A 12,376-nucleotide genomic window follows, 5' to 3' on the forward strand; every position below is an offset into this window, starting at 1 on the left:
GGTCTGCGTAAGGGCGATGGGCGGGTTCGTTAGCGGGGTGCCAGGCCGTCGACCACGAGCCGGAGGAGACGGTCGGGGTCGGTGGTGGTGTATCGGCTCGCGGTGCCCGCTCCGCAGGCCAGCGCGAAGACTTCGGCGGGAGTCACGTCGAGCCGGATGGCCCCCGACCGCTGCGCCTCGGTCAGGAGCGAACCGGCGGCCGTGCGCATGCACTGGACGGCGGCGTGCATGTCCGAGCCGTCGGTCACGGCGGCGGACAGGATCGATTCCGCCAAACCCTGGTAGGCGGAGGCGCAGCGGCCGAACTCCTGCAACCACTCGATCAACGCCTCGTAGGGGGTGTCGGAGCCGGTGCGACGTTCGGCGTGTTCCCGCAGGCCGGCCACTTGGTCGTGGATCAACGCCTCCAGGAGCGCCTCGCGGGTCGAAAAATGCTTGTAGAGCGTGCCTATGGCGATTCCGCAGGTACGCGCGATCTCCGCCAGCGAGGCCCGTACCCCGTCCCGGCGGAAGGCCGCGTCGGCGGCCTCGAGGATCAGCTCGCGGTTATGGCGGGCGTCGGCACGCCTCGCTGCGGGTCTCGGCACGTAACCTCCTCGACAAGGTGAGAACCCCTCACTATCGTTAAGGTGAGAGGATCTCATTATATTGGAGGACGGATGAACACGACGGTGGGCCGCCTCGGCCTGTGGACCCTTGCCCTGGACGCGCAGCCCGCCGGGCGCGTGCGCGAAATCGCCGCCGAGATCGAGGAACTCGGCTTCGGCACGCTGTGGATCGGGGAGGGATTCGGCCGCAATGTGTTGACGCAGGCGGGAATCCTGCTCGGCGCGACGAGCGGACTGGTGATCGGCCCGGGGATAGCGAACGTGTACTTTCGCGATCCGATCGCGATGGCCACCGCGGAACGCGCACTCGCCGAGGCATATCCGGGCCGGTTCGTCCTGGGCCTCGGCGGACATCGGGTCGACGATCGCCCGCTGACCTACCTGGGGCATCGGGTCCCGTCGGGCGGGCACGCGGTCGCGACGATGACCGACTATCTGGAGGCGATGGACGCGGTGCCGCTGCAGAGCCCGCCGCCGCCCGTTCCCGGCCTGCGAGTCCTCGGCGCGCTCGGGCCCAAGATGCTGCGCTTGGCGGCCGAGCGGACGAATGGTGCGCTGCCGTACCTCGTACCGGTCGCCCATACCGCAGACGCCCGCACCCGGCTCGGGCCCGACGCGCTGCTGGCCGTCGAGCAGGCTGTCGTGCTCGACCCCGACCCGGTGACGGCCCGCGATCTGGCCCGCGCTCATGTCGGCGGCTATCTGGCGCACGGTGCCGCGCACGTGAAAGACATGCGGCGGTTCGGCTACACCACCGACGAGCTGTCCGGCACCCCGGCCGATCGGGTCGTCGACGCGCTCGTCGCGGGCGGCGGACCCGGGGCGCTCGAGGCCGTCGCCGAGCGCGTGCAAGCCCATTTCGACGCGGGCGCCGACCATGTCTGCCTGCAGGTTCTCACCGCCCGGGCGGACATCGCGCCGACCGCCGAATGGCGTGAACTGGCAACGCTCGCAACGTTGTTCAGTCGATCCGAGGCGGTCGCGGGATGAGGTGTGCCCGGCGCGGGCCTCCGCGCCGGGCACCTGTCGGGGGTCAGCTGAAGTGCAGGGTGTTGATGGGGATTCGGCCGCGGTCGGCGGTGCCGTTCATGCAGGCGTTCGCCAAGGGCTGACTGTCGACCGGGGCTTGATCGACATGCAGTTTGCCGCCGGCGCCGGGGCCGTCGGTGATGTCGAGAATGTTGGTCACCGGGGCGGCGGGGTTGCCGCCGGGGACGTGCCATTGGCCGGCGACGCGGCTGACCTCCCCGTTGGTCCAGCGCAGCACGCCGTCGAGGTAGCCGAGGGCGTCGTTGCAGCTGCCGTTGCCGGTGAAGTCGCCGTGGAGGGAGACCTCGGTCGTGGGCAGGCCCACGCAGCCGCCGACGTCGGCGTCGAATGCCGCGCGGACTGGCACGGTGTTCATGCCCAGCGGGTTGCTGCTGAATCCCATGTCCCCGCCGCCGCGGCGACGATACCGATTTTCGCGGATCTTGCCATGTGAATCCTCTCCTTTTCGATCTCCATTGATCCCGTTGGAGTGGGATGTGCCTTGGCAATTCCTGGCATGCGAACGCCTACCCGGGGTTGCGGAGGGAAAACCCGCCGTTGCTCAGTCCTGCCTCGAAAATTTCTACTCAGCTGGTCAGAGCAGGTAAACGGGCGGAAATTCGTTTTGTTGCGAGTGAGTTGCCAGGGACGGCGCGAGGTGGCACTGTCGCTTGTCGCGCGGTGTATTGCCCCCGCGCAGTCGGTCCGCGGCCGGTGATCAGCGTGCGACACAGTCGGAGGTCCCGGCCATCTACCGTGCCGGGACCTAGGGACATCGAGCGCTACCGGCCGCGCGTCGGCGACGAAACGAGTTGGTGCGCTTCGGCTTTCACGGTATCGGGAAGTACGCGAGTGACGAGGCCCGCGACCACCTTCTGCTCGTCGTCCAGCAGCGCGTCGATACCTTGGCGGGCGACATCGGCGGGACTTTCCTTGGGTCCCTGCCCGATCCGGCTCGCCAGCAGCTTCGCCCGGCGGAAGAAGTCGGTGTCGCGCAACTCGGTCGTTTGCGACGATCGCGGCTGGGTAGCTCGCAAGCGTATGGCAGGCCCCCATTGCCGACCGTCATGTGCGGGCCGGATACGACGACGCGGGGGCCGGGGGCGCCGCGGTGACACGGAGGTCGCATGGGAAACGCTGGAATCAACTGGACTCGAACGGATTTCGAGAACTGTTCGATCGTCCGGCCCCGCGGAGAATTGACCGAGGTTACCTATCGGCGGCTCCGGGACGATCTCGTGAAGTACGCGGTGGACCAGCCGCGGGCCGTCATCGTCGCGGTGGACGACTTGGCCATCCCCGCCGACCCGCTGCTGACGGCGTTCACGAGCGCCTCGATGCGCATCGACACCTGGCCGACCGTACCGCTGTTGCTGGTGGCGCAGTCCGAACCGCAACGTCACCGATTCCGCTCCAGCTGTGTGGATCGATTCCTCCCGGTCTTCACGACGGTCGCGGCGGCGCTGGACAGCCTGGTCGAACAGCCCAGTCGGCGGCGCACCTCGCTGTCGCTGGCTCGCAACCCCGCATGCGGGCGGCGCGCGCGGCGATTGGTCACCGAGACCTGCGAACGCTGGTCGATCCCCGAACTTCGCGGCGATGCCTGCCTGGTCGCGACGGAACTGGTGGAGAACTCGCTGATCCACGCGAACAGTCACGACGACATGGAGATCCGGCTCGAACTGCGCCGGAATCTGCTCACCGTCGGGGTCTCCGACAGCGATCCGCGCGAGGCCGTGCTGCGCGAGCCCGGTCCCGGCGCGGACTTCTCCGGCGGGCTGCACGTCGTGGCCGAGATCACCCGCGCCTGGGGCTGTGCACCGCGCTGGCCGCAAGGCAAAGTGGTATGGGCGACCTTGCGTACCAAGGAATTACGCGGCGGCGGGAGATGACTACGCAACCCTCGCATCTGATCGTGGTGGGCGCCTCCGCGGGAGGCGTCGGGGCGCTGCGCGAATTCGTCGCCGGTCTGCCGGTCGATCTGTCGGCGGCTGTGCTGGTCGTCCTGCATCTGCCCCCGAGCGGCAGTAGTGTGCTGTCGGCCATCCTCGACCGCGCGGGGCCCCTGCCGGCGACGGCCGCCCGCGAGGAGGCGCTGTCGGAAGGCACGGTGTACACGGCCGTGCCCGATCATCATCTGCTGGTGTCCGACAGCCGGTTCCGGTTGTCGCGCGGGCCGACCGAGAATCGTCATCGCCCCGGAATCGACGCGTTGTTCCGGTCGGCCGCGATCGAATGGGGACCGCGGGCGATGGGCGTCGTGCTGTCGGGCGCGCTCGACGACGGGGCGGCCGGTCTGGCTCTGATCAAGGCGCGCGGCGGCGTGGCCATCGTCCAGGATCCGGAGGAAGCCGATTACCGGAGCATGCCCGACAGTGCCCTGGCCGCCACGGTGGTCGACCATGTGCTGCCTGCCGCCAAGATCGGCGCCGCGATCCAGGCGGAGATGCTGAACCGGGAGACGGGGTCGACACCCCCGGTTTCCGGGCTCGACCGGCTCGAGGCGCGGATCGACGCCGGGGAGCAACGCGGTTCCGAGGAGGTGTCGGAGATGATGCAGCCCTCGGGGCTGGCCTGTCCGGATTGTGGCGGTGTGCTTTTCACCGTCGCCGAGACCGAGCGCTACCGCTGCCGGGTCGGGCACGCGTGGACCAGCAGTGCGCTGCTGGTCGAACAGGATGTCGAGGTGCAGAAGTCGTTGTGGACGGCGCTGCGGGCGCTGGCGGAGAAGCAGCAGCTCGCCGAGCGGATGAGCGCCGCCGCCGCGCAGCGGGGACAGGATCGCCTCGCCCGGCGCTACGCCGAGTACAGCGACGAGAACGCCCGCGCCGCCGACGTATTGCGGCGGCTGCTGTATCAATCCGATGGGCCGGGCCCCGACGAATCGTGAACCACGCCCGGTCCGGCATACACTCGTGCGGCCCGGGTAGTCGCCGGACATGACCACTATTGCTCGCTCAACACAGGAACGCGCCGGCGCCCCGGTCCGGGCGGTCGTGACCGGGTCGGACTCGGGTATCGGCGAGGCGATCGCCGTGGCTCTCGCGGGCGGCGGCGTCGACGTCGGAATCACTTACCACAGCGACGAATCGGGGGCGCACGACACCGCCGAGAAGGCGCGTGCGGAAGGGGTCCGGGCGGCCGTGCGGCGGCTGGATCTCGGCGATCTGCCCACCGCGGCGGCGGTCATCGACGACTTGGCCGAGGAATTGGGCGGTATCGACGTGCTGGTGAACTGTGCGGGCACCGGCAGTGCCCAGCGCGTCATGGATATGGACTTCGACACCTGGCGGCAGGTGCTGTCGGTGGATCTGGACGGCGCGTTCCTGTGCGCGCAGCGCGCCGCCAAGCACATGATCGAGGCGGGCGCCGGGGGCCGGATCATCAATATCACCAGCGTGCACGAGCACGTCCCGCGTGTCGGCGCGGCGCCCTACTGTGCCGCGAAGGCGGGTCTGGGTGCGCTGACCAAGGTGCTGGCGCTGGAGCTGGCCGAATACGACATCACGGTGAATTCGGTTGCGCCGGGGGAGATTTCGACGCCGATGACCGGTCAGGGCGATGTCGACCCGCAGACGCAGGCCCGGCCGGGCTATCCGCTGGGCCGTCCGGGTGACGCGCGGGAGGTCGCCGCGGTGGTGGCGTTCCTGGCGACGCCGGCGGCCGGTTACGTCACCGGTGCGTCGTATGTGGTCGACGGCGGCATGATGCTGATGGGACCGCAGGCCAGTGAGCGGCTCCCCGACGACGGATGGCGGAAGGGGTAACGGCCCACCGGCCCGTGCGGGTCAGGCGTCGAGGGCTCGGAGCCGGTCGGCGAGGTCGTCGCGGAAGAAGTCGATGAAGCCGTCCGGGTCGGGCCCGGCGTTCTGCATGACCAGGTGATCGAAGCCCGCGTCGAGGTAGGGGCGCGCCGCGTTCAGGTAGTCCTCGGGATCCGAGCCACAGGCGAACTGCTTGCGGATGTCTTCCTCCCGCACGGTGGTGGTGGCCGCGGCGAAGTTCACCGGATTGGGCAACTCGCTCATCACCTTCCAGCCCGTCAGCGCCCAGCGCGAGGTGTCCAGGGCCGCCTGCGCCGCGGTGTGCGGATCCTCGGCCCATGCCATCGGCACCTCCGCGTAGCGGGGTCCCTTTCCGCCGGAGCCGTGATAGTGCTCGACGATCTCGGCCTTCGGCTCGGTGGCGAACAGGCCGTCCCCGAGTTCCGCGGCGAGATGAGCCGCGGCGCGGCCGCCCGCCGCCACCGCGATCACCGGTGGTTCGTCGGGCAGGTCGAACACGCGCGCGTCCGACAGTTGCAGGTATTCGCCGCGGTAGGACTGGTAGCCGCCGCGCCACAGCAGCCGGATGATCTCGAGGGCTTCGCGCAACCGCCGATGCCGTTCGTGCACCGATTCCGGGAACCCCGTGCCGACCACGTGCTCGTTCAGCCGCTCGCCGGAGCCGACGCCGAGGGTGAAGCGCCCCTCGGAGACCAACGCCAGTGTGGCCGCGGCCTGGGCGATGATCGCGGGGTGGTAGCGGACGGTCGGGCAGGTGACGCCCGTGGCCAGCCCGATGCGTTCGGTGCGCGCGGCGATCGCGCCGAGCACCGTCCACGCGAACGGGGAGTGGCCCTGATTGTCCAGCCAGGGATGGTAGTGGTCGCTGATCTCGACGAAGTCGAAACCGGCCGCCTCGGCGCGCACCGCCTGCCGAATCAGTTCCGTGGGTCCGAAAGCTTCTGCCGCCAGCTTGTATCCGATCTGCACCGCAACCTCCTCCTGTCGCCGACCGTGGCGGATGCGCCTGGTCGTCTCGCGGATCGCGAAAGATGTTCGGTTGGCCTACTACACCCGGTGCTACCCGACCTCCTGGTCGGCAAACGGCAGGAACCAGGGCGCGTCCGTCTTCGCCACGCCGTGAACCGCAGTGACGGATAACACATCGAGGCCCGCGGCCGAATACCTCACAAGGGAGCGGAACACAACCCGGCATGGGGAGCAGCCGTGGATTCACTGGGGACATTGGTCGAGCAGGCGCTCACGCGCACCTTGGCCAGTCATGACCGGCGGGCGGTGATCGCGAGCGTGGACACGCCCAGCCAGTATGTGCAATGGCGGACATTCGGCAGGACCGAGGTGCCCGACGGGATCTCGGTGGAGGTCTCCGATCCGGGGCGGCTGTCGAGGACGCGATGGTGGCGACGGCGGGCCGACGGCAACTCGCTGCCCGCGCTGCCGTTCACCGAGGGGCAGGTGGCGACGCTCGCCCAGCTCGGATTCCGCAGGGGGAGACCGAATTACCGGTGCGAGGTGGGCGTGCGGGTGAGCGATCACGGGGAGGTCGCCGACCTTCTGGTGATCTTGCTGTACGAGGTGCTCGATGTGTCGCATCCGGTGCAGGTGACGGTCGAGGTGTACTGAGGACGCGGGTCGAGCGAGCGCGTGCTATCGTGGCTTTCGATGGCTTCCGCGCCCGGATGATTTCCTTGTGTCGCGCGTGATCGGTCCGTCGCAATTCCTCTGGATTCAATCGGAAACAAAGTATCTGTAACTCTGAGTTACAGATACTTCCCGGTGGCTTCCGGGGGCATTTTTCGTTGCGGGACAAGGCTTTCGACGCCCCACCGGCAATGGCCGAGGACCTGGCCGCGGCGAGCTGTTGTCCCGCTCGGATCGACGGGTACGCTCGTGCCAACTCGGCGGCGTGTGGGGATTGGTGCGGAGGTTCATGGTGAGATCTCGATGGTTGGCGGCCGCGGTGTCGGCGGTGGCGCTGTGCGGCGGGACGGCTCAGGCAGTGACGGTACCGGCCGGGGAACGCTATGTGGCACTGGGGAGTTCGTATGCCGCGGGGCCGGGCCTGGAGCCCGTGGAGGATGGCCCATGTGCACGGTCCGGGCTGAACTACGCCCATCGGGTTGCCGTCGCCGCGGGCCTGGACCTGGTCGATGTCAGCTGCTCGGGGGCGACCACGGCCGATGTCCTGAATCGGTCGCAGACCGTCGCGGGCACGGTCATGCCGCCGCAGATCGGCGCGGTCACCTCCTACACGCGACTGGTCACCGTCACCGTGGGTGGTAACGACCTGAATCTGGTCGGCTCGATGCTGGCCGGCAGCGGTTGCGAGTTGCTGGCGGGCGGTGTGTCGGGTCTGTGCGACCGGGTGACCCGGGCGGCTCCGGCTACCCCGGACGCGTTCGACGCGGTTGCCCAATCCCTGGCCGATATCGTTGCGGCGGTCCATGATCGGGCACCGCAGGCGCGGGTGCTGCTGGTTCAGTACCTGCCGGTGCTCCCCGCCGATGCGACTACCTGCGCCGCGGCGCCGATGACACCGGAACAGGCCGTCGCCGCCCGCCGCACCTACGACGGCCTCGTCGCCGCCACGGAGCGCGCCGCCCGGGCCACCGGCGCGGAAACCGTGACCGTCCCCGCCGCCGCGGACCACACCGCCTGCACCGATGATCCTTGGGTCTTCGATTTCCAGCACCTGCCGCAACGCACCGATCCGACGGCCGTGGCGGGCCTCTACCATCCGAACGCGGTGGGGACCGAGAAGGTCGCCGAGCGGATCGTCGCTCAGCTGGGGGTGTAGGGCCGAGCGGCCCAGGCGCGGGCGGCCAGCAGGCGCATGCCGTTGAGGCCGACGATGACGGTGGAGCCCTCGTGACCGGCGACGCCGAGGGGGAGGGGCAGATTCCCGGCGAGGTCCCAGACCACGAGGACGGTGATGAAGGCCGCGGCGATGGTCAGGTTCGCCACCACCACTCGTTTCGCGCGACGCGCCAAGGTGAGGACGGCGGGGACGGTGGTCAGGTCGTCGCGCACGATCACCGCGTCGGCGGTGTCGAGGGCGAGGTCGGATCCCGTGCGGCCCATGGCGATTCCGGTGTGTGCGGCGGCCAGGGCGGGTGCGTCGTTGACCCCGTCGCCGACCAGCGCCACCCGGTGCCCAGCGGTTTCGAGTTCCCGCACCGCGGCGACCTTGTCCTCGGGCAGCAGGCCCGCCCGCACATCGGTCATGCCCACCCGGTCGGCGAGTGCCTGTGCCGCGCGGGGATTGTCGCCGGTCAGCAGAATCGGAGGGGTCCCGGTGAGGGTGGTGAGAGCGGGCACGATATCGGTAGCGGCAGAACGCAATTGGTCGGCGACGGTCAGCACGCCGACGGGTGTGCCGTCCATGAGGACTACCACGGCGGTCCGGCCCGCCGACTCCGCTGCCGCCACCAGTGCGGTGATGTGCTCGGCTTCCGTGGTCGCGACCGCCTCGGCCCCTTCGGTGGTGCGGCCCGCGGAGCCGACTTCATGAGCCGAATCGGCGGGGCTCGAGAGCGCGGGTGCCGGGGCGGGCAGGAGACGGGCCGGATTGCCCACTCGGATGTCGTGGTCGTCGATCGTGGCGCGGACGCCGCGGCCGGGCATCGAGTCGAAATGCGTTGGGGCGGGCAGGATCAGGCCTCGGCGGCCGGCCGCGGTGACGATGGCGCGGGCCAGTGGGTGCTCGCTGGGGTGTTCGGCCGCGGCAGCCAAGGTGAGGAGGTGGTCGGCGTCGATGTCCGGGTGCAGGCAGTGGATGTCGTGGAGTTCGGGAGTGCCTCGGGTGAGGGTTCCCGTCTTGTCGAATGCCACGGTGGTGACGGTGGCGAGTCGCTCCATGACGACCGCCGATTTGACCAGGACGCCGTGCCTTCCGGCATTGGCCATCGCGGCGAGCAGCGGCGGCATGGTCGCCAGGACCACGGCACACGGCGAGGCCACGATCATGAACGTCATCGCACGCAGCAGCGCGGACCGCAATTCCGCGCCGAATGCCAAGGGCACCAACAGCACCGCGAGGGTGGCCGCGACGACCCCGGCCGAATACCACTGCTCGACCTTCTCGATGAACAGCTGCGCCCCGGCCTTCGTCGCCGAGGCCTGCTCGACCATGGCGACGATGCGGGCGACGACCGAGTCGGCGGCCGCGCGGTCCACCCGCACCCGCAGGACTCCGGTGCCGTTGACGGTTCCGGCGAACACCTCGTCGCCCGTGTGTTTGGCGACCGGCAGCGGCTCACCGGTGATGGAGGCCTGGTCGACGTCGCTGTCGCCGGAGAGCACCGTGCCGTCGGCGCCGATGCGCTCGCCGGGACGCACCAGCAGGACCTGGCCCGGGATCAGGTCGGCCGCGTCGACGAGCCGCTCGCGCCCGTCGTCGAGGACGGTCGCGCGGTCGGGGGCCAGGTCGAGCAGGCTGCGCACCGAGTCGGCGGTGCGCTGGGTGAGTACCGCCTCGAGCGCGCCGGAGGTCGCGAAGATGACGATCAGCAGCGCGCCGTCGAAGACCTGGCCGATCGCCGCGGCGCCGAGCGCGGCGACGATCATCAGCAGATCCACGTCAAGAGTCTTGTCCCGCAACGCTTTCAGGCCCGCAAGCGCCGGCTCCCAGCCGCCGCTGACATAGCAGGACAGGTACAGCGCCCACCACAGCCAGGGCGGCATACCGGTCGCCTGCGCCACCGCCCCGGCGACGAACAACGCGGTCGCGATCGCGGCCCAGCGCGCCTCGGGCAGCGCCAGGACGCGAGTCCGCGAACCGTGCCCGGGGCGCACGCGGTCGGCGTGCGAGCGGTCCAGCAGCGATGTCGTCATACCTACTCCGTCCTCGATCCGACCATACAGGAATACATGAAGACGTCTTCATGTGAACCCCGGGCGGTACAGTAACGCCTGTGGGACACGGAGTCCAGGGCAGAACGACGCCCCCGGCACAGCTGGATGCCGACTCGGCCGCCACCGTCGCGGCCACCCTGCAGGCCTTGGCCACGCCGAGCCGCCTGCGCATTCTCACGCGCCTACGGCACGGCGCCTGCTCCGTCGGTGACCTGGTGGAGGCGGTCGAGATGGAACAGTCGGCGGTCTCTCACCAGCTGCGCCTGCTGCGCGCGCTGGGTCTGGTGACCGCCACCCGGCAGGGGCGCAGCATGATCTACAGCCTGTACGACAATCACGTCGCCATGCTGCTCGACGAGGCGGTCTACCACATCGAACACCTCGGTTTGGCCATCACCGACGAACCCGCCGACTCGGCCTGACACCGAACCCGCTTATTCCGGCAGCAGGCCGTGCTCCCTCGCGAACACCGCGGCCCCGTCAGAGGAGGGCGCCGCCGGAGACCTCGATGCGTTGGGCGGTCATCCAGCGCAGGCCCTCGGACGCCAGCGTGGCGATGGCGTCGCCGATCTCCTCGGGTTCGCCGACGCGGCCGAGCGCGGTCTGCCCGGCGAGACCCTGGCGCATCTGGGCGTCATCGCGCATGGCACCGCCGTTGAAGTCGGTGGCGGTCGGCCCCGGGGCAATGGAGTTGACTCGGATGCCGCGGGGGCCGAGTTCTGCGGCCAGGGTGCGGCTCAGGGCCTCGACGGCGGCCTTCGAGGCGGAGTAGACCGAGGTCGCGGGACTGGTGTGGCGAGTCAACGACGACGAGACGTTGATGACCCGGGCCCCCTGCGCCAGCAACGGCACAAGCGATTGGATGAGGAAGAACGTGCCCCGCACGTTCGTGGCGAACACCGCGTCGAAGTCGTCGGCTGTGACCGTTTCCAGCGGGCCGAAGATACCCACCCCCGCGTTGTTGACCACGATATCGAGCCGCGAAACCCCCCACCGCTCGAGCAGTCCGCTCAACTCGGAAGTGAAGGCTCCGAAAGAGGAGACGTCGCTGATGTCGAGACGCACGACAGCGGCAGTCCCGCCCGCAGCTTGCACTTGCCGCGCCGTCTCCTCGGCCCCGGCCGCATCACCGCGATGGGTGACCACGACCCGCACTCCGCGCGCCGCCAAGGCAAGAGCCGTACTCCGGCCCAGGCCGCGGTTCGCACCGGTCACCACAGCGATCCTGTCGACTGTCATCAGCTGTTCCCTCATTGCACGACACCCGAGAGACGGCGGGCGCCACAATCAGATGCGAGTCGATCGACTCGCCTTTCATCGCACTGTAGGCAGAACAAAGGAGGCGAGTCAAGTGACTCGCCTCGGAGCTAGGGCATACTGCACGCATGGCAGCAGAGCTCTCCACACATCACCGCCGCCTCGCCCAGCAAAAGCGTGAGGCGATCATCTCCGCAGCCACGGACCTCTTCCTGCACCGCGGTTACGACGGCACTTCCCTCGCCCGCATTGCCGAAGGGGCGGCAGTCTCGAAGTCCACCCTGTTCAAGCAGTTCCCCACCAAGGCAGCCCTTTTCGAGGCCATCGTCACCGAGTCCTGGCAGCGCGACGCCGGAGGCGCTGTCGCACGGCCTCAGGCCGGAGACCTGCGTTCCGGCCTGACCTCCATCGGCCATCGCTACGCCGACCTGATCGGCCGGCCCGGCATGACAGCCCTGTTCCGCATCGTCATCGCCGAGCTGCCCCGCTTCCCCGAACTGGGGCGGATGCAGTTCCAGCTCGGCAAGCTGCCCTACTTCACCTCGGTCCAGCACTACCTGGAGTCGGAGCACGAGGCCGGTAACGCCGACGTCCCGGACGCCGAGAGCGCCGCCAACCAGTTCCTCGGGATGATCGCCAACTACGTCCTGTGGCCCCGCATGCTGCTGACCGACTGGAACCCCACAGCCGCTGACATCCGCTACGCCGTCGAGCAGGCCGTAGAAACCATGCTCGCCCGCTACACCACCGATCGACCAGCCTGATCCGAAACCGGCATTCGTACACCGGCACCGGGTGCTGGAGGGGTTCCGAGCCGGTTACCGGTAGTCACAGCCTTCCGAT

General features: G+C 69.3%; 14 protein-coding genes. 8 read left to right on the forward strand and 6 right to left on the reverse strand.

What is annotated here, in order from left to right; translation table 11 throughout:
* Window positions 1-29: 29 nt before the first annotated feature.
* The gene (locus ACFMRZ_RS05380; RefSeq protein WP_400178161.1) at window positions 30-587 is read right to left on the reverse strand and encodes a TetR/AcrR family transcriptional regulator; all 558 of its coding nucleotides are present in this window, start codon (window positions 585-587) and stop codon (window positions 30-32) included.
* Window positions 588-659: 72 nt separating this feature from the next.
* Here ACFMRZ_RS05380 and ACFMRZ_RS05385 point away from each other — a divergent pair, with 72 nt between their 5' ends.
* Complete coding sequence (locus ACFMRZ_RS05385; RefSeq protein ID WP_400178162.1) at window positions 660-1,598, forward strand: TIGR03620 family F420-dependent LLM class oxidoreductase; 939 nt, start codon at window positions 660-662, stop codon at window positions 1,596-1,598.
* Window positions 1,599-1,641: 43 nt separating this feature from the next.
* Here the strand turns inward: ACFMRZ_RS05385 and ACFMRZ_RS05390 are convergent, their stop codons facing one another.
* Window positions 1,642-2,040 (reverse strand): hypothetical protein, encoded by a 399-nt coding sequence (locus tag ACFMRZ_RS05390; protein ID WP_400178163.1) that lies wholly within the window; start codon window positions 2,038-2,040, stop codon window positions 1,642-1,644.
* Between the two features lie 379 nt (window positions 2,041-2,419).
* On the reverse strand, window positions 2,420-2,635 hold the full coding sequence (locus tag ACFMRZ_RS05395; protein ID WP_400178164.1) for a hypothetical protein: 216 nt from the start codon (window positions 2,633-2,635) through the stop codon (window positions 2,420-2,422).
* A 129-nt stretch (window positions 2,636-2,764) separates the two neighbouring features.
* Between ACFMRZ_RS05395 and ACFMRZ_RS05400 the strand changes: the two genes are divergently transcribed.
* Genes ACFMRZ_RS05400 through ACFMRZ_RS05410 form a run of 3 tightly spaced genes read left to right on the forward strand, consistent with a single transcriptional unit; the run spans window position 2,765 to window position 5,404 of the window.
* Window positions 2,765-3,529, forward strand: a complete 765-nt coding sequence (locus ACFMRZ_RS05400; RefSeq protein WP_400178165.1) for an ATP-binding protein — start codon at window positions 2,765-2,767, stop codon at window positions 3,527-3,529.
* On the forward strand, window positions 3,526-4,527 hold the full coding sequence (locus ACFMRZ_RS05405) for a chemotaxis protein CheB (protein ID WP_400178166.1): 1,002 nt from the start codon (window positions 3,526-3,528) through the stop codon (window positions 4,525-4,527). Before ACFMRZ_RS05400 ends, ACFMRZ_RS05405 begins: the two co-directional genes overlap by 4 nt.
* Window positions 4,528-4,576: 49 nt before the next feature.
* Complete coding sequence (locus tag ACFMRZ_RS05410; protein ID WP_400178167.1) at window positions 4,577-5,404, forward strand: SDR family oxidoreductase; 828 nt, start codon at window positions 4,577-4,579, stop codon at window positions 5,402-5,404.
* A 21-nt stretch (window positions 5,405-5,425) separates the two neighbouring features.
* Here ACFMRZ_RS05410 and ACFMRZ_RS05415 read toward each other — a convergent pair whose 3' ends face one another.
* Window positions 5,426-6,391, reverse strand: a complete 966-nt coding sequence (locus tag ACFMRZ_RS05415) for a TIGR03557 family F420-dependent LLM class oxidoreductase (protein WP_400178168.1) — start codon at window positions 6,389-6,391, stop codon at window positions 5,426-5,428.
* Between the two features lie 237 nt (window positions 6,392-6,628).
* Here ACFMRZ_RS05415 and ACFMRZ_RS05420 point away from each other — a divergent pair, with 237 nt between their 5' ends.
* Both ACFMRZ_RS05420 and ACFMRZ_RS05425 read left to right on the forward strand, forming a co-directional pair.
* Complete coding sequence (locus ACFMRZ_RS05420) at window positions 6,629-7,045, forward strand: TY-Chap domain-containing protein (protein ID WP_280272493.1); 417 nt, start codon at window positions 6,629-6,631, stop codon at window positions 7,043-7,045.
* Window positions 7,046-7,352: 307 nt separating this feature from the next.
* Window positions 7,353-8,219, forward strand: coding sequence for an SGNH/GDSL hydrolase family protein (locus tag ACFMRZ_RS05425; RefSeq protein ID WP_400178169.1), 867 nt, complete (start codon window positions 7,353-7,355; stop codon window positions 8,217-8,219).
* On the opposite strand, the gene ACFMRZ_RS05430 is transcribed toward ACFMRZ_RS05425, so the two are convergent.
* Window positions 8,204-10,255, reverse strand: coding sequence for a heavy metal translocating P-type ATPase (locus ACFMRZ_RS05430; protein ID WP_400178170.1), 2,052 nt, complete (start codon window positions 10,253-10,255; stop codon window positions 8,204-8,206). The two genes, ACFMRZ_RS05425 and ACFMRZ_RS05430, sit on opposite strands and share 16 nt — an antisense overlap.
* Window positions 10,256-10,335: 80 nt before the next feature.
* Between ACFMRZ_RS05430 and ACFMRZ_RS05435 the strand changes: the two genes are divergently transcribed.
* Window positions 10,336-10,698, forward strand: coding sequence for an ArsR/SmtB family transcription factor (locus ACFMRZ_RS05435; protein WP_400178171.1), 363 nt, complete (start codon window positions 10,336-10,338; stop codon window positions 10,696-10,698).
* Between the two features lie 58 nt (window positions 10,699-10,756).
* Here ACFMRZ_RS05435 and ACFMRZ_RS05440 read toward each other — a convergent pair whose 3' ends face one another.
* Complete coding sequence (locus ACFMRZ_RS05440) at window positions 10,757-11,515, reverse strand: SDR family NAD(P)-dependent oxidoreductase (protein ID WP_400178172.1); 759 nt, start codon at window positions 11,513-11,515, stop codon at window positions 10,757-10,759.
* Between the two features lie 146 nt (window positions 11,516-11,661).
* On the opposite strand from ACFMRZ_RS05440, the gene ACFMRZ_RS05445 reads away from it, so the two are divergent.
* Window positions 11,662-12,297 (forward strand): TetR/AcrR family transcriptional regulator, encoded by a 636-nt coding sequence (locus tag ACFMRZ_RS05445; protein ID WP_400178173.1) that lies wholly within the window; start codon window positions 11,662-11,664, stop codon window positions 12,295-12,297.
* Window positions 12,298-12,376 lie beyond the last annotated feature (79 nt).

The organism is Nocardia sp. N2S4-5 (genome assembly GCF_044628355.1).
Classification (GTDB): domain Bacteria; phylum Actinomycetota; class Actinomycetes; order Mycobacteriales; family Mycobacteriaceae; genus Nocardia; species Nocardia wallacei_B.